A 20,856-nucleotide genomic window follows, 5' to 3' on the forward strand; every position below is an offset into this window, starting at 1 on the left:
CTGGACCTGGCCATGGCCTCGCCCTATCACTGAGGTCCAAGTACGCGTGACAGGGCGAGGCCATGAGCAAACCAATTTCCATATCCGAGCTAACGGAAGATGAGGCGCGTGCCGAGCTTGCACGTCTGGCCGAACTATTGTCGGAAGCAAACACGCTGTATCACACGGCTGATGCGCCTGACATGTCGGATGCCGACTATGACGCTCTCAAACGGCGCAATGCCGAGATAGAAGCGCGCTTCCCTCATCTCAAGCGTCCCGACAGCCCGACGGATCAAGTGGGTGCAAAGCCTGCCGATGGTTTTTCGAAAGTCACGCACGCCGTGCGCATGATGTCGCTGGGCAACGCTTTCGATGATGACGACGTGGCCGATTTCGACAGGTCGATCCGGAAATACCTGGGCCTTGGGGCGGGTGAAAGCCTGGCCTACACCGCCGAACCCAAGATAGATGGCCTGTCGCTGTCATTGCGGTATGTAAACGGACAGCTTGTTCAGGCTGCCACGCGCGGAGATGGTGAAGTTGGTGAAAACGTAACGGCCAATGCCCGCACGGTATCCGATATCCCGCAGCACCTGAAAAACGCACCAGTGGTTCTGGAAGTCAGGGGTGAGGTTTACATGTCTCACGCGGATTTCGAGGCGTTGAACGCGCGGCAGGCAGAGCGCGGCGGCAAACCCTTTGCCAATCCAAGAAACGCGGCGGCGGGGTCTTTGCGGCAACTGGATCCGGAAATCACGCGCGCGCGCCCGTTGCGTTTCTTTGCTTACGCCTGGGGAGAGGTTTCAGAGCCATTGTCGGACTCGCAGATTGGGGCGATCGAGCGGTTGAAATCACTTGGGTTTTCGACGAATCCCCTGACCCGCCTGTGCAAAACGACGCCAGAGATGCTGGAACATTACCGGGATATCGAAGCGCAACGTTCCACCTTGGGCTATGACATCGACGGGGTCGTCTACAAGGTGAATGATCTGTCGCTTCAGGCGCGTTTGGGGTTCCGCTCAACCACGCCGCGATGGGCGATTGCTCACAAGTTCCCGGCCGAACTGGCCTGGACGAGGCTGGAGGCGATCGACATTCAGGTCGGTCGTACAGGCGCGCTTAGCCCGGTTGCCCGGTTGCATCCGGTGACGGTGGGCGGTGTTGTTGTGTCCAACGCCACATTGCACAACGAAGATTATATCGCGGGGCGCGATGCCAAGGGCGGCACGATCCGCGATGGCAAGGATATTCGTGTCGGCGATTGGGTTCAGGTATATCGCGCCGGGGATGTGATTCCGAAACTGTCAGATGTTGATCTGTCCAAGCGCCCGGCCGGTTCGCAGCCGTTTATCTTTCCGACGCGCTGTCCGGAATGTCAAAGCGAGGCGATCCGTGAAGAAGGCGATGCAGTCCGCCGCTGCACCGGTGGCTTGATTTGCCCCGCGCAGGCCGTTGAAAAACTGAAACATTTCGTCTCGCGCAAGGCGTTTGACATAGAAGGCCTTGGCGCAAAACAGATCGAGATGTTCTATGATGATCCGATCCTTCCGATAAAGACTCCGGCGGATATCTTTACATTGGAACAGCGTGACAAGGCCAATCTGGCACGGCTGAAAAACCGGGACGGGTGGGGGGAAACCTCGGCCAGAAACCTGTTTGCCGCGATCGACGAAAAGCGGACCATTCCGTTTGCGCGCCTGTTGTTCGCTTTGGGTATTCGACATGTCGGCGAGGTCGGAGCGCGCGATCTGGCGCTGTTTTACCGCGATTGGGAGACCATGACGCAGGCCCTGGACACCGCCCGCCCGGCAGCTCTGGCGCAGCGGCAAGCGGATGAGGCCGAGGATGCCGAACGGGCGGCCGCGCTGGCAGAAGGTCGTCGGGCACGTGTCAAGGAAGTGCGGGATGCGGCCATAACCGCGGCGCGTGTTCCGCCGGATGCCAATGCCGCCTGGGCTGAGTTGATCGGAATAGACGGGATCGGCGCAACGCTGGGTCTGTCCCTGTCCGATGCGTTTTCGAACGTGGAAGAGAGGCGCGCGTTCGATACGTTGCGCAAGGAACTGACAATCGTCGCACCTGATGCGCCCGCCTCAGACAGCCCGGTGGCTGGCAAGACGGTTGTGTTCACCGGTACTCTGGAAAAGATGACCCGCGCCGAGGCAAAGGCACGGGCCGAGGCGTTGGGAGCGAAGGTTTCCGGTTCCGTCAGCAAGAAAACCGATATTCTGGTCGCCGGACCCGGAGCGGGTTCGAAAGCCAGGAAAGCGGCAGAGCTGGGTATCGAAACCCTGGATGAGGATGGCTGGTTGCAGCTGATCGAAGGCGCATGAGCGGGAGGCCGGAACAGCTGTTCCCGCTGTTTGCGGGGCTCGAGACACTCGAGGGCGTCGGCCCCAAGACCGCGCAGGTCCTGCAACAGGCCGGCGTTGAGAGCCCACGCGACGTTCTGTTCGGCCTGCCTTATGCCGTCGTCGACCGACGTCGGCGAGAGACGATTCAGGGCGTCGATCTGCCTGCGACGTTGACGGTCGAAGTGACGGTCGGCCCACACAGGCCGCCTCGAAACAAGGGTGGCGCATACCGCGTGCATGTCGAAGACAGCCAGGCCGATTTTCAGCTTGTTTTCTTCCACGCGCGCGGGGACTATCTGAAGAAAGTGCTGCCTCAGGGCGCCCGCCGTGTGATCTCGGGCAAGCTGGAGCTGTTCGACGGCATGGCTCAGATGGTGCATCCGGATCATATGTTGCCGGTCGAGCAAGCCAGTGAAATTCCGGAGTTTGAACCGGTATACCATCTGACACAGGGGCTGACTCAAAAGACGGCGTTCAAGGCCACCCGCAGCGCATTGGCGCGGGCGCCAGAGCTGGCGGAATGGATCGACCCGGCGCAGATGGCACAGCAAAACTGGCCGGATTGGATCTCTGCAATTCGTGCCGGCCACAATCCTCAGGGGGCTGATGATGTTTCACCATTTGCGCCCGCGCGTCAGCGTCTGGCCTATGACGAGCTGTTTGCGCATCAGATGACGCTGGCTCTGGCGCGTCAGCGAGAGCGGAAATCCCGTGGTGTCGTCAGCGTAGGAACGGGCGCGTTGCAATCCAGGGTGTTGGCCAGTCTTCCTTATCGTCCGACCAGCGCACAAAGCCGCGCGATCGAGGAAATCGCGGCCGATATGGCATCGGATTCCCGCATGAACCGATTGTTGCAGGGTGACGTGGGGGCCGGCAAGACATTGGTGGCCTTCATGGCCCTTCTGATTGCAGTCGAGGCCAAAGGGCAGGGCGTGATGATGGCCCCGACCGAGATACTCGCCCGCCAGCACCTGGAAGGGTTGCGGCCGCTGGCGGAAGAGGCCGGAGTGGTGCTGGAATTGCTCACCGGGCGTGACAAGGGCGCAGAGCGGCGCGCTAAGCTTGAGGCTTTGAAAAAGGGCAATATCCAAATTCTGGTCGGTACCCATGCCGTGTTTCAGAGTGATGTTGAATTCAAAGCGCTGCGCTTGGCCATCGTTGATGAACAGCACCGGTTTGGCGTGCGCCAGAGGATGGAGTTGTCGGAAAAAGGGCAGGGCGCGGATGTTCTGGTGATGACCGCCACCCCGATTCCACGCAGCCTGGCGCTGGCGCAATACGGCGATATGGATGTCTCGGTGCTGGACGAAAAGCCGCCGGGGCGCAAACCGATCAAGACAGCGATTGTCAGTACGCAGCGCATGGACGAGGTCGTGTCGCATCTGCGTCGGGCGATTGATGAGGGGCGGCAATGCTATTGGGTCTGCCCCTTGGTCGATGAATCCGAGGTTTCAGACCTGACAGCCGCTGAAGAACGGTTCAAACGCTTGCGTGCCATATTGGGCGAAGGTGTGGTCGGGCTGGTTCACGGGCAAATGCCGCCGTCGGAAAAAGACGCGGCCATGTCGGCATTCCAGAACGGGGACACCAAGGTTCTTGTGGCCACGACCGTCATAGAAGTGGGGGTCAATGTGCCCAATGCCACGATCATGGTCATCGAACGGGCCGAAATCTTTGGTCTGGCCCAACTGCATCAATTGCGCGGCCGCGTGGGCCGGGGTGATGCCGAATCGACGTGTTTGTTGATGTACCAACCGCCGCTCAGCGAGGGGGGGCGCAAAAGGCTGGAGGTCCTGCGTGAAACCGAAGACGGATTCCGTATTTCGGAAACCGATCTGGAGATGCGCGGCGCCGGGGATCTGATCGGAACTGCACAGTCCGGCCTCCCAAAGTTCCGCATTGCGGATCTCGAGCGTCAGGCCGGCTTGATGGCCGTAGCCCAATCCGATGCTCGGGCATTGCTGAATGCGGATCCCAAGCTGACCTCGGACCGGGGACGCGCGGCGCGCGTGCTTTTGTGGCTGATGAAGCAGGATCAGGCGATCCGTTTGATTTCAGTGGGTTAGGAAAAAAGTTCCAGAAAGTTCACAAATGTTCTCAAAAAGTTCTTTACCGACTCGGGTAAATATGAGAACAAAAGGTCAACAAAGGATTAAAGCTCTGACCGGAGGTGACCCTATGCTGACCCAGATCAAGACCGTATTCAGCCGCTCGCAATCGACGATCCTACAGGATGCCGTGGGCGTGATGTCTCTGGTCGTGATCCTGATGGTCGCCTTGCACCTGCCGGTTGGCTTCTGAACCTTTCTGCCTGCGATCTCGTGCCGAAAAAACCGCGCTGTCATCCCCATTTCAGTCAAGGGTGACCTGCCTGTCCCAAACCCCTTGAGGGGCCATGCCTCGGCCCCGTGCGGCAATCCGGACCCCACGCGAGACACGCAATGCCTGCCGCCGCCCTTTCGCCCGGAAGGTGCGGCGGTTTTTTTACAACTGGCCGGTTTTGAAAATCTCAAGCAATGCGGATAGGACCGAATTGACCGCGACCGAGGCCAGGATCATCCCCATGATACGGCTGATGATCGCCGCTCCTGAATGGCCAATCAGGCGGATGATCGGTTCGGCCAGAAGCATGAGAACGAAGGCTACCACCAAAACCGACAGCATGACCAATGCGGTAATCCCCTGGTCGGCTGCACTGTATCGATGGTTGTCCGTCAGGATCACCACTGCAAGCATCGCGCCGGGCGAGGCCAGAGATGGAACAGCAAGAGGAAATATCGCGGGATTCTGCTTGTGATACTTATCTTCCTGATCCTCTTCGGCCTGACGCTGTTCTATGTCTTGTTTGCTTTCGCCAAAGATCATGGTCAGAGCGAACAGAAACAGGATGATTCCACCTGCGACCTGAAATGAATTCAGTCCAATATCCAGCGCTTCGATCAGCAATTGCCCAAACACGAGAAAGAACAAAAGGACACCGGCGCTTATTATCGATGCCAACAAGGCTGTTTTGCGACGCGCGGCGGCCTCTAGCCCCGCAGTGACGGCAATGAAAACGGGAATAGTTCCAATCGGGTCAATCACGACCCAAAGAGTTACAAAATGCTCGAGTAGATTTTCCAAAACCCATCCCTCCTTAAATTTAAGCGGAAGGTAAACGGGTTTACATCAAATAGCTATGATCAGGCACAATCTGCCTGTTCGGCCTGCGCCATGGCTTCGGCGGCTGCATCCAGCGCCAGCAGAATTGACGCGTGGCGGTTCTTGTAATCCCGCGCCGGCATCAGGACCTCAAGACCGTCAAACGGCGCATCCGGGGCGGCGCCGTCCTTTTTCAACATGGCCGCAAGCTGATCGCGCGCTGCTTCGATCTGCGCGCGCGTGGCACCAATGATCGCGTCGCCAACCACCGAAGCAGAGGCCTGTCCCAGCGCGCAGGCTTTGACATCCTGCCCGAAGGCGCTGACACGTCCATCCTGAACCTTCAAATCAACCGTCACGGTAGAGCCGCAAAGAGGCGAGCGTTTCTTGACCGTTGCATCCGGGTTTTCCAACCGATCCAGATGCGGGATGTCGGCCGCCAACGCCAGAATGCGTCCGGAATACAGCTTGATCAAGTCGTTCTCGCCGCTCATGGCTTTCCCTCGTCGTGTGTTCCTCATACATAGTGGCCAGCCCAACGGATGCAAAAGGTTTTTGTCATGTCTCACCCCGTCGCGTTTGATCCATCAACTCTGAAATATAACGAGGCGGGACTGATTCCGGCAATTGCGCAGGATGAGGTGTCGGGCGAAGTGCTGATGATGGCATGGATGAACGCACAGGCCATTGAAAAGACGCTGGAAACGGGTAGGGTGACCTATTGGTCGCGCTCGCGCCAGTCTTTCTGGATCAAGGGCGAAACCTCGGGCCATGTGCAGGAACTGGTGGATTTCCGCATCGACTGTGACCGCGATTGCCTGTTGGTTCTGGTGCGTCAAACCGGTGCTGCCTGTCACACCAACCGCCGGACGTGCTTTTATACTGCGGTGCGGGACGGAGCCGAGACCGAACTGATGGCCCCGATGGAGTAACCGAGTCAGATCAAAGCCCCACCATATGCCGGATGTCTGCCGGGCTGGCACCATCGGCCCGGTATTTCGCGATGGCACGCGCATCGTCGCGTTTCGCCAGCCGTTTGCCGGCGTCATCGCGGATCAGATCGTGATGATAATACACAGGCGTCGGCAAATCCAACAGCACCTGAAGCAGCACATGGATGCGTGTGGCTTCGAACAGATCCTGACCTCGGACCACATGGGTGATCCCCTGGGCCGCGTCGTCAAGAACGACGGATAAATGGTAGGACGTGCCCATGTCGCGGCGGGCCAGAACGATATCGCCGACACTGGTTTCCAACTCTTCCGGGGTGAAAGCAATTGTTCCTGTTTCGCCACCGGGGCCGGAGCCCAGTTCCAAGAATTGGAATCTGGCCGGATCGTGGATTGTTCGACAGGCCTTGGCAACATCCAGTCGCAACACCTGGTCCCTTGGGTGAGGATTTTGACTTAAGTCTATGCCCTGGTTAATTTTTCGACACGTTCCGGGATAGATAATTCCGTCTGGACCAAGCAAGGGCGCGCCTTCCTGGGGCGCGCTTGCGGCGGCGGTAATATCTTTGCGATTGCACCGGCAGGGATACAGAAGACCTTTCATCCACAACCGCTCCAACGCGCGATCATAGATACTCAGCCGATCTGATTGACGCAGCACCGGTTCCGGCCATGTCAGCCCCAACCAATTGAGGTCATCATAGATTTGATCCTCCCAATGCGGTCGCGAGCGGGACCGATCGATATCTTCGATGCGAAGCAAGAACCGGCCGCGTTCAGATCTGGCCATATCACTGGCGATCATCGCAGAATACGCGTGACCAAGGTGAAGCGGGCCAGTCGGGGATGGCGCGAAACGCGTTACGAAAGTCACGCTTTTTCTATAACATACACGTCAGAGTTAAGGTTGATACCGGGCAAGTGCGGCCCGTGTTCACGAAATAGCAAACGTGCGGCACCCATGTCGACCCAATCCGTCAGTCGGCAGGTGAATTTGTGATCTGACAGCGCATGGTCGTTCAGGGAAAACGCCAGCAACCCACCTTTGGGCAAGGCGTGCATCAACTGGTCGAATGTCTCGGGCGGGGCCGCGCCCTGACCGATAACACCGATGGCGGTGATCACCGAATACGCGCCGCGCCTGAGCGGGGCCGGTTTGGTGATGTCAAACCCGGTCAGGGCTCTGTAAACACCCTTGGCCTCAGCCTCTTCCAGCATTTTGGGGGTGGGGTCGATGCCATCGATGACCTCAAATCCCGCCGCCCGCAAGGCGAGACCAGAAAGCCCCGTTCCGCAGCCGAAGTCCAGAATCGGCGTTTGGGGGTGAGGGTGGAACTGCCACAAAGCCGCGGCCACCCGTCCTGGGGTTGCATATCCCTGTTCCGCGACCTCTTTTTCATAGGTCGCGGCCCAGTTCTGATAATGCGTTTCAGTGTCTTCAGGCGTGTCGAGATTGTAGGTGCTGTCTAGGAACTTGTCGCTCATCCCGTCATGCTAGGCCGAGATCACGCCGCGCGTCCAGTCAGCATTGATCCAACCAGGTTTGCCATTCGGTCTTGGCGCGATCGGTATAGGCCTTGTACCGGTCTTTTCGGCCGCGCCGCCCGCCTTTCAGGCCGTCCACGGGGCGGAACAGGCCAAAGTTTACGTTCATCGGCTGAAACGTCTTGGCTTCGGCCCCGCCGGTAATGTGATGGATCAACGCACCCATTGCACTGTCTTTGGGCACTTCGGGCAAATCACGCCCCAGTATTTCGGCGGCGGCCATGCGACCGGCAAGCAATCCCATCGCGGCGCTTTCAACATAGCCTTCGACACCCGTAATCTGGCCGGCAAAGCGGATGTTGGGCTTGGATTTCAAGCGCATCTGTGCATCGAGCAGGGTAGGAGAGTTGATGAACGTGTTGCGGTGGATGCCGCCCAGCCGGGCAAAGCTGGCGTTTTCCAGGCCGGGGATCATGCGGAACACGTCGGTCTGGGCGCCGTATTTCATCTTGGTCTGAAACCCCACGATGTTGAACAATGTGCCCAACGCGTTATCGCGCCGCAACTGAACCACGGCATGGGGTTTGACGTCAGGCGCATGAGGGTTTGTCAGCCCAACAGGCTTCATCGGACCATGGCGCAAGGTTTCGCGCCCGCGTTCGGCCATGACTTCAATGGGAAGGCAGGCATCAAAATAGCCTGCGGTCTCACCTTCGTGAAACTCGGTTTTTTCCGCTGCCAGAAGGGCGTCGATTAAAGCCTCGTACTGATCACGGTCCATCGGGCAGTTCAGGTAAGCCGTGCGTTCTTCCTCGGTCTCGCCTTTGTCATACCGGGATTGCATCCACGCTTTGCTCATGTCGATGCTGTCGGCATAGACAATGGGTGCGATTGCATCGAAGAACGCCAGCGCGTCCGATCCCGTTTCCGCCCGGATGGCTTCCCCCAATGCGGGTGAGGTCAACGGGCCGGTCGCAAATATCCAATGGCCTTCATCAGGCAGCGAGGTGACTTCTTGATCGGTGACGCTCACGCGTGGGTGGGCGCGGAGTTTCGCGGTGACCGTTTCGGCAAACGGGTCGCGATCCACGGCCAGAGCCCCCCCGGCAGGAAGCCTGTGTGCGTCGGCGGTTGTCATGATCAGTCCATTGGCTGCCCGCATTTCCCAGTGCAGCAGACCGACGGCGTTCTGTTCATCATCATCCGATCGGAACGAGTTTGAACACACCATTTCCGCCAGGTTTCCTGTCTGATGTGCGAAGGTGCCAACGGTGGGGCGCATTTCATGAATGATCACGTCAACGCCCATTTCAGCGGCTTGCCAGGCGGCTTCGGACCCGGCCATTCCACCGCCGACGATATGCAAAACTTGTGTCATGTGCAGCCACATAGGGCACCGCACACACAGGCGCAACTGCCGTATTGTATCTGACTGATTTGCTGGAGGGGTCTTGGGGTCGCCGCTGCGGGAATGTCAGCGCTGGTGAGAGAGACCAGCTGGAGGGACCTTCCGCCCACGGCGACCCAAAAGTGTCTTGAGGCCTTGGCCTCGACCCAGCTTTGCCACAGAGTTGCCCTTTTGAAAAGTGCAAAAATGAAGACAGTGGCAAAAAATGTTCAAAACAATTGCGTCATTGGGTCCAATTCGGGGGGCGCTTTTCAATAAAGGCGGAAATGCCTTCTTCTGTATCGCGGTACAACATATTCTGCGCCATTGCGTCTCCGGTATAGGCATAAGCCTGATCCAAAGGCATTTGCAGCTGTTGATAGAACGCTTCTTTGCCGATCTTCACGGCGACGCCAAGCTTGGATGCGACCAGTTCCGCAAGCCCGTTGGCTTCTTGTTCCAGCAGCGCTTGAGGAACGACGCGATTTACCAGCCCCAATTCGGCGGCGCGCTCTGCTGAAATGAATTCGCCGGTGGTCAGCATTTCAAAGGCCTGCTTTCTGGGGATGTTGCGGCTGAGAGCAACCATCGGCGTGGAACAGAACAGGCCGATATTGACCCCGTTGACACCAAACCGTGTTCCTTCTGCCGCCACCGCCATGTCGCAGGTTGCAACCAGTTGACATCCGGCGGCAGTCGCAATGCCATGGACTTGCGCGATAACGGGTTGCGGCAGGGACTGGATCGACATCATCATCCGGGCGCAACGGGAAAAGAGATCCTGAAAGTAGGCCTTGCCGCCATCTTCGGATTGACGTCCGGCCGTCATCTGCTTCAGGTCATGCCCGGCGCAAAATGCCTTTCCCGCCCCCGACAGGACCACGGCCCGGATCGAGCCGTCGTCGCGCAGCGCATCAAATTCGGCTTGCAGCGCAGCCAGCATCTCATCACTTAGTGCGTTCAGCCGGTCCGGGGCGTTCAGTGTCAGCCGTGCCACCGCGCCCGTGTCGTAACGTTCCAGAATTGCCATCTTGCCCTCCGTTCCCAAGTTGGGCCAACTCTAGGTCGGCAAGAGCAGGAGGGGAAGTATGGCTTTGGCAATGAATCGGGACGAACTGTCACAATACCTCAAAGAGGTGTTCCCGCAGGTGCACAAGGATTTCGTCGTTGAAGATTTGACCGAAGACACGATCACCATGCGCCTTGTTGTTCAGGATCAACATCTGCGGCCCGGGGGCACGGTTTCCGGCCCGTCGATGTTCGGGCTTGCCGATGTCAGTGTCTATGCGATGGTTCTGGCACGAAAAGGGCGTCAGTCACTGGCCGTCACCACCAACAGTTCCTTTGATTTCCTGCGCAAGCCGGAAGGCGGCGCCGACATGATTGCGGCCTGTCGTTTGTTGAAGCTGGGAAAAACACTGGCCGTTGGGGATGTGCTTTTGTACTCGGAAGGCAGTGATCTTCCGGTTGCGCGGGCAACGATGACCTATTCCCTTCCACCAGCAGGGTCCGCTGCCGCGAATTTCGGATAAAAAAGGCCGGGGACAGGCCCCGGCCCAGGAAGAGGTCCCAATAATTGGGACTGGGGATCAGTCAGGGCTGCCAGAAAAAGCGCTTTGTTTCCCGGCCAGCCTGATGGCGGGTCAGCCCGACGTCCTGAAGCAGACGGTCATCCAGATAGCTCAGATTGACGCGACTGCGGCGACGGCGTTCCCATTGAGTGACCGCCGCCGCAAACCGCACGGCCAGAGCCGCGAGCAGAGGCAGCCGTGGGCTGTCGTTCAGCAGCAGAAGGGCGGTGGTGTGCATTGTGCGTGTCATCTCGGAAATCCTTTCAAATTGTATTGACACAAAACTGTATTGCTTGGTACATGGGTTTGATACATTCGAAATTGTGTCAAAGGCAAAGGAAGAATTGTAATGGATACAATTTGGCCGGACGCTCTGCCAAAATCCAAGGGTCCGAAATACACATTGGTTGCTGACGCAATAAGAAAAGCTATTGGTGACAAGAAATTAGATGTTGGCGCCAAGCTTCCGCCGGTTCGTGAACTGGCGTATCGCCTGCAAATCACACCTGGTACAGTCGCACGTGCCTATACGATCCTGACCGACGAGGGCTTGCTCCACGCCGAAGTTGGACGTGGTACATTTGTGGCCCCGCCGAAATCACCGATTTTGGATGATGTCTGGGCCAGGCAACTGCATCTGAGGGAAGACAAGTACAACGCCAATGTCAGCCTGTTCAGCCCGCGTTTGCCGGATGCGGGGCAGGTCGCGCTTATCCGGGAATGCCTGCAAAAGGTTTCGCAAGCTGATCCCGGGCTGTTTCTGAATTACCCCACGCGGGACGCGTATATACCCATGAGGCAATCGGTCGTGGATTGGCTGTCGGATTTGCCGCTGGGCCCGCTGACCCATGATGACATCGTCTTGACCCATGGCGGGCAGAACGGATTGTGTCTGGTGTTCCAGACCATCCTGCGCGGACCCAAACCAATCGTGTTGGTTGAAGACCTCTCTTACGCCGGGTTTCGTCGGGCCGGAGAGTTGATGCGCGCCGAAGTCATTGGCGTCAAGATGGACAAATGGGGCATCGATCCGGCGTCGATGGAGCATGTTTTGCGGCAAACCAATGCTCAGGCCGTTTGCGTCTCGCCAGAAGTTCAGAACCCCACCGGCATCCACACACCGCTGGAACGCAGGAAAGAGGTCGTGGACGTCGCCCGGCGCTTCGACCTTCAGATCGTGGAAGACGATTGCTATCGCATGGGGGAGGCGCGTGAACCCAGTTATCGCGCGCTCGCGCCCGAGCGGGGCTGGCACGTGTCGTCCATTTCAAAGATACTCACACCGGCTTTGCGCGTGGGCTTTGCCATTGCCCCAAAGGATCGCAGCGTCGATCTGCGCCGATCCGCCGAATATGGGTATTTTGGCCTGGCTCAACCCTTGGCCGAACTGACCCGGCTGCTGCTGTCGGATCCGCGTACCCGCCAGATTGCCCAGGATGTACGCAAACGGATGGGCGATTATGTTCGGATCACCGTCAACGCGCTGGGTGGGTTCGATCTGAACTGGGCACCGGATGTGCCTTTTGTCTGGCTGAACCTGCCATCGGGGTGGCGCTCTGCCGCGTTCAGCCGCGCGGCAGAGCGGGAAGGCATTCAGCTCAGATCAGCGGATGAGTTCGCCCTGCGCGACGGGCGCGCCCCAAACGCCGTACGCATCGCAATGAATGGCCACGTGTCGTTGGAACGGTTCGAGGACGCAATGCTGAGATTGCGCGCTTTGCTGGACAATCCGCCTGAACAGATCAGCGTCTAGCATTCAACTCAGCGGCGGCGGGTCGCCAAAGAATCCGGCCAGATGGGCAATTTTTCCGTCCTCGTCCAATCGAATGAAGTCATGCCCGGCCACCATGATTGCGCCATCGGGGGCCACCATATGCCACGTGAAGTGGACGACATCATGGTGCGACACAGGACTGCTGGTGATTTCGACACGCCCATTCGAAGTCAAAAGGACTTCGCCGATATGTGTACTCAACTGCTCTCGGCCTGAAACATCGGCTGTCGGATCCACGTACCGACCGTTTTCCGCAAAGCACCGGGTCAGAAGCGCAAGCCGTTTATCGGCGGACTTTTCCTGCCAGGCCGCGCCATAGTTTTCAATCGTGCGCATCAATTCCTGCATGTGACCCTCCGTGGTTGAGCATGATCAATTCCAACCGAGTGTATCAGAGTGTCGAAATTGGGGCGATTTCCGTGCTGATAATGTGGGGTAAAATGATACCTATTTAACAAGCCATTGTTTTAAAACATTTTAAATGGCGTTTGGTCGCTTGACGTGCCGGTCATGGGTGTCTAGATACGCATCCATCGAATTCGGGCCGCCTCGCTTGGGGCGGTCTTTCACATCAAACAGGACTATCCTGCCATGAAAACCTTTTCTGCAACACCTGCAGACATCGACAAGAAATGGATCCTGATCGACGCCGAGGGCGTTGTTCTGGGCCGTCTTGCGTCGATCGTCGCCATGCGCCTGCGTGGCAAGCACAAAGCGTCGTTCACCCCGAACATGGACATGGGCGACAACGTCATCGTGATCAACGCTGACAAGATCCAGATGACCGGCAAGAAGCGCGAAGAAAACTTCTACTGGCACACTGGCCACCCGGGCGGCATCAAGTCGCGCACCAAACAGCAGATCCTGGAAGGTGCACACCCCGAGCGCGTCGTGACCCAGGCGGTCAAGCGCATGCTGCCGGGCAATCGTCTGGCGCGCAAGCAGATGACCAACCTGCGCGTTTATGCCGGTGCCGAGCATCCCCACGAGGCGCAAGCGCCCGAAGTTCTGGACGTCAAGTCCATGAACAAGAAAAACACCCGGAGCTAATGACCGATGGCTGATCAGATCAATACTCTCGAAGAGCTGAGCGCCGTCGTAGGCGTTGAAACCGTGGCCGAAGAAGTCATCGTGCGTGAACCCGTACGTGACGAGCTGGGCCGTTCGTATGCTACCGGCAAGCGTAAAGACGCTGTTGCCCGCGTTTGGATCAAGCCGGGTTCCGGCAAGGTCACCGTGAACGGCAAGGATCAAGACGTCTATTTTGCACGCCCCGTTCTGCAACTGATCCTGCGCCAGCCGTTTCAGGTTGCTGGTGTCGAAGGCGAGTTCGACGTTGTCGCCACGGTCAAAGGTGGTGGCCTGACCGGTCAGGCCGGTGCGGTCAAGCACGGCATCTCGAAGGCGCTGCAACTGTACGATCCGAACCTGCGTGGTGCTCTGAAAGCTGCTGGCTTCCTGACCCGCGACAGCCGCGTTGTGGAACGTAAGAAATTCGGTAAGCGCAAAGCCCGCCGTTCGTTCCAGTTCTCGAAGCGTTAAATCGCCGGGGACACCCAACAAAGAAAGGGCTCGCAATTGCGAGCCCTTTTGCATTGTGTTGCGGGAAATCTTATTCTTCGTAGACGAGCTTCCACGCGCCGTTTTCAACGACATTGACGAAAACCGTATCCGCCCCCTGGTGATCATCCGGGCCATAGGTAATGTGGTTGCCGACCAGGTCATCCTGATAGTCCAGTGACTCCATCGCTTCGATAAAGCTGTCATGCGTCAGGTCAGGGCCCGCGGCCTCAAGCGCCTTGACCATCATTTCGGCAGCGGAATAGCCCAGCATGGCAAATCCAACCGGATCTTCGCCGGTCGCGGCCTTGTATTCTTCGATAAACGCCGCCGGGGCAGGTTGGTCCGCACGCGCCCAAAGATCCTGCCACGAGGCTGCTGCATAGAACCCGTCAGTCACCCCACCGGGAACCTGCGCCACGACAGTCAGGAAACTGGCCGAAGTGCCGAGGAACTTCATGTCCGTCAGGCCCATCTTCTTGGCGGTGCCAACTACGGTGATCGCTTGCCGCACGCCAAGCGCCATGGTGACGATATCGCAGCCTTCTTCCTTGAGCTTGCTGAGCGACCCGACAAAATCCGTCTCATCCGGCTTGTGGGTCGTTTCAGATCCAAAAGCGATCCCGGCTTCTTCGGCGCCGGCCTTGCTGCCTTCAAGAATTTCCTCACCGAAATCTGTCGGCAGATACATGGTGCAGACCGTCTTTGATCCAAATTCGCCGGCCAGGTATTTCACACCGACACGCGCCTGATCATAGTAGGTCGAGAAAGACGTGAACTTGTTTCGCATCGGCTCTTGCAACATCTGACGCGCAGCGGTCAGAGGTGCCACGTTGGGAATGCCCTTGGGATCCAACAGCTTGAACCCGGCCATGTTCATCGGCGTGCCAAGCGATTGCAGCATGGCGAACACCTTGTCGCGGTTCAGCAGTTTGTTGTAGCCCTGCATCGCACGCGGCATCTGGTATCCGTTGTCCTCGACCACATAGCGGATTTTGCGCCCGTGTATGCCACCGGCTTCGTTCACCCGGTCGAATACCACATTCGCACCTTTGGTCGCCGGGACACCCACCGCGGCGAAGATGCCGCTCAGGTCGTTGACGGACCCGATGACAATCTCGTCATCCGTCACGCCCTGCGTCTGAGCCCAACCGATGCTTGCCGAGGCGGTCAACGCCGTGGCGGCGGCCAGCCATTTGAATGACTTCTTCATCTTTCTCCTCCCGAAAACTCTTTGGCTAAGTGTACATGTCTTCAATCAGGTGTCCGTGTTTCTTTTCGACCAGGCCGCGTTTCAGCTTCATCGTGGCGGTAAGCTCGTCATCCTCGGCGGTCAACAGAACGTCGATCAGGCGAAAATCCTTGATCTGTTCGACCCGTGCGAATTCCTTGTTCACCGCGGCCACTTCGGCGCCGATCAGCTCCTTGACTTCGGCCGCGGCGCAAAGCGAGGCAAAGTTCGAAAACGGGATTTTCTGGTCCTGAGCATATTTTTCGACGTTTTCCTGATCGATCATGATCAGCGCCGTGAGGTATTTGCGCCGGTCGCCAATGATCACCGCGTCCGAGATGTAATGGCTGAACTTCAGCCGGCTTTCGATTTCGGCCGGGGTGATGTTCTTGCCACCGGCGGTGATGATGATGTCTTTCAACCTGCCGGTGATGGTAACGTACCCGTCCTTGTCGATACGCCCCATATCGCCGGTGCGCAGCCAGCCATCGGCGGTAAAGCTTTCCGCCGTCTTTGCGTTGTTGCGCCAATAGCCTTGAAAGATGTTCATGCCTTTGAGCTGAATTTCACCCTCGTCCGAGATGCGGATATCGCACCCCGGGACGACCTTGCCGATGGTTCCGATCTTGTTGCTTTCCACGGTGTTGAGTGTGGCAAGGCCGGACGTTTCGGTCATGCCGAAGCCCTCGACGATCGGCACACCGATGGCCCAGTACCATTTCAACAAATCCGCCGAGATAGGCGCAGCACCCGTGCCACCCCGGCGCAGTTTGTCCAAACCGAGCATCCGGCGCAAATTCTTCAGAACCAACTGATCCCAAACCCAGAACCGGGCCGCGATGGCGGCGGGAACGGGTTTTCCCGAACTCACGTACCCGGCCCGCCGTGCACCGGCCTTCAGGGCAAGACCGTATGCCATTCGACCCAACGGCGTTGCATCCTGCGCCAGGATTTGCACATGCGCATAGATCTTTTCCCAAACTCTCGGCACTGCCGTGAAGGTCGAAGGCGAGACCTCTTGCAGATTTGCAAAGACCGTCTCGGGGCTTTCCGCGAAATTCACGGTGCAGCGGGCGGCCAGTGGGAAATAGACGGATACGTCGCGTTCCAGGATATGGCAGAGGGGCAGGAAACACAGTTGTTCGTCACTGGCCTGCGTTGGCAATGACCAGGCACCGGCCTCAATGCCGGCCAGGATGTTTTCATGGCTCAACATCGCACCCTTGGGCTGGCCGGTGGTGCCGGATGTATAAACCAGCAAAGCTGTATCCTGAGGTTTGGCCAATGCGATTTCGGCTTCGAACCGTCCCGGATCTTCCTGTTCGGCCTGCTGGCCCAAAGCGTAAAGATCGTCGATCATCATGCAGCGCGGATGGGTCAGGTCGTGCAAGCCTTCGTCTTCCAGAATGATCACCTTGATCAGATCCGGAACTTGATTTTCGACTTCCAGAAACTTGTCCAGATGCTCTTCGTCCTCGACGATGAGGAACTTGCTGCCACTGTCGTTGACCAGATATTGCAGTTGATTGGCCGAATCCGTGGTGTAGACGCCAGAAGAAATGCCCCCGACGCACTGAATGCCCATATCGAACCACATCCATTCCTTGCGGTCCTCGGACAGGATTGAAACAACGTCACCGCGTTCCAGGCCCAGCTTGCGCAGGGCAAGCCCGATCCACTTGGCGTGCTGCCAGTAGTCGGCCCAGGAATATGACTTCCAGATGCCCAAATCCTTTTCGCGATGGGCTGTACGATCCCCCAGTTCTGCGCAACGTTGTTGAAACAGCATGCTGATGGTGGTGCACCCATCCACGCGCAACGGGCGTTGTCCGGGGGTTGCATTCAGTTCAACGCCGTTGATCTTGACCTGCGAGGCGAGGGGCGTGGCATCCATCTTGCTTACCTCCACGTCTTCTTGCGTTTCCAACGGCGGCTTTCGCGTGCGCCTTCTTCCTGCACGCCAAGATAGAAGTTCTGGATGTCTTCGGATTTCAGCAACGTATCCGCAGCGCCGTCCATGACGATGCGGCCTACCTCCATCACGTATCCATGATGCGCCAGCCGCAACGCCGCATTGGCGTTCTGTTCGACCAGCAGCATCGTCATATGCTGTTCTTCGTTCAGACGTTTCAGAATGGCGAATATTTCCTGCACCAAAAGCGGTGACAGACCCAGCGACGGCTCATCCAGCAGCATGATGCGGGGACGGGCCATCAGCCCCCGTCCGATTGCCAGCATTTGTTGCTGCCCGCCCGAAAGGGTGCCGGCCTCTTGCGTGCGACGATCTTTCAGAACGGGAAAGTAACTGAAAACAAGCTCGCGATCCTGGTCGATCTGCACTTTGTCCGTTCGGGTATACGCGCCGAGGCTCAGGTTTTCATCGACGGTGAGCAGAGGAAACACCTCGCGCCCTTCGGGTACATGCACGATCCCGCGCTGGACGACGGTATGCGGCTCGGCCCCCTGAATGTCGTCTCCATCAAAGGTGATCGTGCCTTTTTCCGGGTCCATCACCCCCGAGACGGTTTTCATCAACGTCGTCTTGCCGGCACCGTTTGCGCCAAGGATCGAGACTATCGTGCCTTCGTGAACGTCCAGCGAAACACCGCGAATGGCCATTATCGGGCCATAAAAGCTTTCGACATTTCGGATTTTCAGGATTGGCGCGCTCATGAAGCTTTCCCAAGATAGGCTTCGATCACTGCCGCGTGCGATTGAACTTCGGCCGGGGTCCCAAGCGCCAGTTTTGCGCCGTCTGCCATGGCCAGAACCCGGTCTGACACGCCCGAGACCAGGCCCATGTCATGTTCCACCATCAAAACGGTGATGCCCATCTGCCGACGGATATCATCGATCCACCAACGCATGTCCGTTGTTTCTTCCACGGACAACCCCGAGGCCGGCTCATCCAGCAGCAAGAGTTTTGGGTCAGTCGCCAAAGCCCGTGCAACTTCGACCACTTTGCGCACGCCGTAGGGCAGCCCCGATATCATCTTGTCGCGATAGGCTTGCAGGTCGAGAAAGTCGATGATCCGTTCGACCTTCTCGCGGTTTTCCAGTTCCTGTCGCTTTGCCGACGGGGTGAACAGAATCTCGGAAATCAGGTTTGTCCTGCGGTGGCGATGCCGTCCGACCAGCAGGTTTTGCAGGACGGTTGCGTGTTCGAACAGCTCGATGTTCTGAAATGTCCGTGCCACGCCATAAGCGGCGACACCGGACGGTTTGACCCGAAGCAAATCATGACCGTCATACCGGATCGCCCCGTCAACGGGATCGTAGAACCGGGAAATCAGGTTGAAAACAGTGGACTTGCCCGCTCCGTTTGGACCGACGATGGCAAAGACTTCACCTTCCCGAACGTCGAATGACAGGTCATCCACCGCCGTCAGGCCGCCGAACTTGAGGGTGACATTTTCGAACTCCAGCAAACTCATCTAAGACGCTCCGTCTTGAGATAGGATTTCTGCCGTTTGAACATGTCTTTTCGATAGAAGGGGAACAGCTCGAACCACGTGCGGATTTTCAGCCAGCGGCCATAGATGCCCATGGGTTCGAACAGGATGAAGGCGATCAGGATCATGCCGAAGATGCCGAACTCCAATCCCGGAATGGCGACTGTATTGCCGCCGAACAGGGCGCCGGCATATTCTTTTGAGATCGACAGAAACTGCGGCAGGAACCCGATCACGATCGCGCCCAGAAACGCGCCGTGGATCGACCCAAGCCCGCCGATGACGATCATCATAAGCAGTTGGATCGAGATCAGAACACTGAAGGTTTCGTTGTTGAACGCTCCGGCGAACAACCCCATCAGCGCCCCGGCCCAGCCGGTTACTGCGCAGGATAACGCGAACGAGATCATCTTTGTCCGCGCGATGTCGATGCCCATCGCCTGGGCCGAAACCTCAGAGTCGCGCACCGCTATGAAGCTGCGCCCCAAAGGCGCGCGCAGCAGGTTGATATATCCCAGTGTGACCAGCACGGCGACGGTCAGGACCAGCCAGAAAAACTGATCGGGCGTTCCCCAGCGGTCAACCAGATGGCCGAAGATTTCGACCCCGCCAACATACTTGCCCGCAACACCGCCGGTGATGGGTTCGGACAGAACGATGATGTCGTCCATCAGGATCGAAAGCGCCATGGTGAAGATGGCCAGATAGATGCCATGCAGGCGCAGGGCAGGGATCGCGACCGTCACGCCCGCTATCCCGGTCAGAATGCCCGCCAGCGGAAAGGCGAGCAGAAAGGGCACCCCGGCTTCGATCAGGGCAACGTTGGCATAGCAGCCAAAGGCCAGAAAGGCCGCGTGGCCCAGACTGACTTGCCCTGTATGCCCGGTCAGGACCATCAGACCCAATCCGGCAATGGCCCAGATCAGGACGTTGGTCAGCTCGCCCAGATAGAACTCATCCAGCCACCAGGGGGCTGCGGCAACCACCGTCAGAAGGATCAGATACAGGACAAGCTGGTAAAGGTCTTTCCACGGGCGGATATCCTGCATGTAGTCGGTTTTGAAGATGATCCGCATGGCTCAGACCTTTTTGACCCGAACCTGACTGAACAACCCATTGGGGCGAAAGATCAGCACGGCAAGCAGCAGGGCGTATGGCGCGATCTGGCTGTAACCCGCCGCGATATAGCGGCTGGCGAAAGGCTCGATCACCCCGACGACAAGACCACCGGCCAGCGCCCCGGGCAAGCTTCCGAACCCGCCGATGACGGCGGCGGCAAATGCCTTGATGCCCAGCAATCCCGTTGTCGGATCCACGGCGCCCTTGGCGGCGAACAGAATGCCTGCAATCCCCGCTACGATCCCGGCCAGCGCCCAGATGAACCCCTGAACCCGCTTGACAGGCACGCCCATATAATACGCCGCCAACTGGTTTTGCGACGCCCCCTGCATCGCCAGCCCGAGTTTGGAACGGTTGAAAAAGACGTAAAGACCCCATGTCAGCAGGATGGTGACGACGATCACGGCGACATCCTCCAGCCCCAGCACAAGGCCGCCAAAGCGCAGCTCCTTCCCTGCAAGCGGGTTTTGCAGCGTTTGCGGTTCGTGCCCCCAGATCAATCCGGCCACGAAACGGATCACGAAGCCCAGGGCGATGGTCAGGATTACGACGGCGGTCTGACTTTCGCCAAACAGGCGACGGATGATCAGGCGATCCAGAAGATATCCCAATGCCCCCATGATCCCCAGCGAGATCGGCAGGGCCAGCCAGAACGGCAGGCCCATATATTCGGTATTGGTCAGGCCGATGGTGACAAAGGCCCCCAGCATCATGAAATCGCCCTGCGCGAAATTTACCGCTTCGGTCGCCTTGTAGATCAGAACAAAGCCAAGCGCGATCAGGCCATAGACACACCCGTTTGCCAGTCCGCTGATCAGCAGCTGCGCGTTATCCAAACTGTCCTCCCTCG

22 protein-coding genes are annotated in these 20,856 nt (G+C 58.1%); 8 read left to right on the plus strand and 14 right to left on the minus strand.

Annotated elements, in window-relative coordinates; translation table 11 throughout:
- Window positions 1–62 precede the first annotated feature (62 nt).
- From ligA to GOW60_RS21315, 3 genes are all read left to right on the plus strand, one after another.
- Window positions 63–2,315, plus strand: coding sequence for an NAD-dependent DNA ligase LigA (gene ligA / locus GOW60_RS07085; RefSeq protein WP_171228732.1), 2,253 nt, complete (start codon window positions 63–65; stop codon window positions 2,313–2,315).
- Complete coding sequence (recG, locus tag GOW60_RS07090) at window positions 2,312–4,402, plus strand: ATP-dependent DNA helicase RecG (protein WP_171228733.1); 2,091 nt, start codon at window positions 2,312–2,314, stop codon at window positions 4,400–4,402. Before ligA ends, recG begins: the two co-directional genes overlap by 4 nt.
- 112 nt (window positions 4,403–4,514) lie before the next feature.
- The gene (locus tag GOW60_RS21315) at window positions 4,515–4,637 is read left to right on the plus strand and encodes a hypothetical protein (protein ID WP_256367496.1); all 123 of its coding nucleotides are present in this window, start codon (window positions 4,515–4,517) and stop codon (window positions 4,635–4,637) included.
- Between the two features lie 183 nt (window positions 4,638–4,820).
- Here the strand turns inward: GOW60_RS21315 and GOW60_RS07095 are convergent, their stop codons facing one another.
- Both GOW60_RS07095 and GOW60_RS07100 read right to left on the minus strand, forming a co-directional pair.
- On the minus strand, window positions 4,821–5,459 hold the full coding sequence (locus GOW60_RS07095; RefSeq protein WP_152457939.1) for a MarC family protein: 639 nt from the start codon (window positions 5,457–5,459) through the stop codon (window positions 4,821–4,823).
- A 59-nt stretch (window positions 5,460–5,518) separates the two neighbouring features.
- Window positions 5,519–5,971, minus strand: coding sequence for an iron-sulfur cluster assembly scaffold protein (locus GOW60_RS07100; protein ID WP_171228734.1), 453 nt, complete (start codon window positions 5,969–5,971; stop codon window positions 5,519–5,521).
- Between the two features lie 48 nt (window positions 5,972–6,019).
- Between GOW60_RS07100 and hisI the strand changes: the two genes are divergently transcribed.
- Window positions 6,020–6,409, plus strand: a complete 390-nt coding sequence (hisI, locus tag GOW60_RS07105) for a phosphoribosyl-AMP cyclohydrolase (protein ID WP_171228735.1) — start codon at window positions 6,020–6,022, stop codon at window positions 6,407–6,409.
- Between the two features lie 10 nt (window positions 6,410–6,419).
- Here hisI and gluQRS read toward each other — a convergent pair whose 3' ends face one another.
- The 4 genes from gluQRS to GOW60_RS07125 all read right to left on the minus strand — a co-directional run bounded on the left by gluQRS (window position 6,420) and on the right by GOW60_RS07125 (window position 10,329).
- Window positions 6,420–7,301, minus strand: a complete 882-nt coding sequence (gene gluQRS, locus GOW60_RS07110) for a tRNA glutamyl-Q(34) synthetase GluQRS (protein WP_171228736.1) — start codon at window positions 7,299–7,301, stop codon at window positions 6,420–6,422.
- Window positions 7,298–7,912: a class I SAM-dependent methyltransferase gene (locus GOW60_RS07115; protein ID WP_171228737.1), complete on the minus strand. Its 615-nt coding sequence runs from the start codon at window positions 7,910–7,912 to the stop codon at window positions 7,298–7,300. Before GOW60_RS07115 ends, gluQRS begins: the two co-directional genes overlap by 4 nt.
- A gap of 37 nt (window positions 7,913–7,949) precedes the next feature.
- Entirely contained in the window at window positions 7,950–9,290 is a 1,341-nt protein-coding gene (gene trmFO / locus GOW60_RS07120) for a methylenetetrahydrofolate--tRNA-(uracil(54)-C(5))-methyltransferase (FADH(2)-oxidizing) TrmFO (RefSeq protein ID WP_171228738.1), read from the minus strand.
- A gap of 253 nt (window positions 9,291–9,543) precedes the next feature.
- Entirely contained in the window at window positions 9,544–10,329 is a 786-nt protein-coding gene (locus tag GOW60_RS07125) for an enoyl-CoA hydratase (RefSeq protein WP_171228739.1), read from the minus strand.
- Between the two features lie 58 nt (window positions 10,330–10,387).
- On the opposite strand from GOW60_RS07125, the gene GOW60_RS07130 reads away from it, so the two are divergent.
- Window positions 10,388–10,831 (plus strand): PaaI family thioesterase, encoded by a 444-nt coding sequence (locus GOW60_RS07130; RefSeq protein WP_171228740.1) that lies wholly within the window; start codon window positions 10,388–10,390, stop codon window positions 10,829–10,831.
- Window positions 10,832–10,892: 61 nt separating this feature from the next.
- Here the strand turns inward: GOW60_RS07130 and GOW60_RS07135 are convergent, their stop codons facing one another.
- Window positions 10,893–11,120 carry a DUF1127 domain-containing protein gene (locus GOW60_RS07135; protein WP_171115969.1) on the minus strand — a complete coding sequence of 76 codons (228 nt, stop codon included), beginning with the start codon at window positions 11,118–11,120 and terminating at the stop codon, window positions 10,893–10,895.
- Between the two features lie 99 nt (window positions 11,121–11,219).
- Here GOW60_RS07135 and GOW60_RS07140 point away from each other — a divergent pair, with 99 nt between their 5' ends.
- Complete coding sequence (locus GOW60_RS07140) at window positions 11,220–12,623, plus strand: PLP-dependent aminotransferase family protein (protein ID WP_171228741.1); 1,404 nt, start codon at window positions 11,220–11,222, stop codon at window positions 12,621–12,623.
- 3 nt (window positions 12,624–12,626) lie between these two features.
- On the opposite strand, the gene GOW60_RS07145 is transcribed toward GOW60_RS07140, so the two are convergent.
- The gene (locus GOW60_RS07145; RefSeq protein WP_171228742.1) at window positions 12,627–12,992 is read right to left on the minus strand and encodes a nuclear transport factor 2 family protein; all 366 of its coding nucleotides are present in this window, start codon (window positions 12,990–12,992) and stop codon (window positions 12,627–12,629) included.
- 243 nt (window positions 12,993–13,235) lie between these two features.
- Between GOW60_RS07145 and rplM the strand changes: the two genes are divergently transcribed.
- Window positions 13,236–13,694, plus strand: coding sequence for a 50S ribosomal protein L13 (rplM, locus tag GOW60_RS07150; protein WP_170354147.1), 459 nt, complete (start codon window positions 13,236–13,238; stop codon window positions 13,692–13,694).
- A 6-nt stretch (window positions 13,695–13,700) separates the two neighbouring features.
- A complete protein-coding gene (gene rpsI / locus GOW60_RS07155; protein ID WP_171228743.1) occupies window positions 13,701–14,186 on the plus strand; it encodes a 30S ribosomal protein S9 in 486 nt (161 codons plus the stop codon).
- Window positions 14,187–14,256: 70 nt separating this feature from the next.
- Here the strand turns inward: rpsI and GOW60_RS07160 are convergent, their stop codons facing one another.
- Genes GOW60_RS07160 through GOW60_RS07185 form a run of 6 tightly spaced genes read right to left on the minus strand, consistent with a single transcriptional unit; the run spans window position 14,257 to window position 20,842 of the window.
- Complete coding sequence (locus tag GOW60_RS07160; protein WP_152457952.1) at window positions 14,257–15,417, minus strand: ABC transporter substrate-binding protein; 1,161 nt, start codon at window positions 15,415–15,417, stop codon at window positions 14,257–14,259.
- Window positions 15,418–15,442: 25 nt separating this feature from the next.
- On the minus strand, window positions 15,443–17,329 hold the full coding sequence (locus GOW60_RS07165) for a long-chain fatty acid--CoA ligase (protein ID WP_171228885.1): 1,887 nt from the start codon (window positions 17,327–17,329) through the stop codon (window positions 15,443–15,445).
- A gap of 5 nt (window positions 17,330–17,334) precedes the next feature.
- Window positions 17,335–18,108, minus strand: coding sequence for an ABC transporter ATP-binding protein (locus tag GOW60_RS07170; protein WP_152457954.1), 774 nt, complete (start codon window positions 18,106–18,108; stop codon window positions 17,335–17,337).
- Entirely contained in the window at window positions 18,105–18,869 is a 765-nt protein-coding gene (locus GOW60_RS07175) for an ABC transporter ATP-binding protein (RefSeq protein ID WP_171228744.1), read from the minus strand. The genes GOW60_RS07170 and GOW60_RS07175 overlap by 4 nt, the downstream gene beginning before the upstream one ends.
- Window positions 18,866–19,963, minus strand: coding sequence for a branched-chain amino acid ABC transporter permease (locus tag GOW60_RS07180; protein ID WP_171228745.1), 1,098 nt, complete (start codon window positions 19,961–19,963; stop codon window positions 18,866–18,868). The genes GOW60_RS07175 and GOW60_RS07180 overlap by 4 nt, the downstream gene beginning before the upstream one ends.
- A gap of 3 nt (window positions 19,964–19,966) precedes the next feature.
- Window positions 19,967–20,842 carry a branched-chain amino acid ABC transporter permease gene (locus GOW60_RS07185; protein ID WP_171168199.1) on the minus strand — a complete coding sequence of 292 codons (876 nt, stop codon included), beginning with the start codon at window positions 20,840–20,842 and terminating at the stop codon, window positions 19,967–19,969.
- Window positions 20,843–20,856: the final 14 nt, after the last annotated feature.

It is taken from the genome of Ruegeria sp. HKCCA4008, assembly GCF_013033125.1.
Lineage (GTDB): Bacteria > Pseudomonadota > Alphaproteobacteria > Rhodobacterales > Rhodobacteraceae > Ruegeria.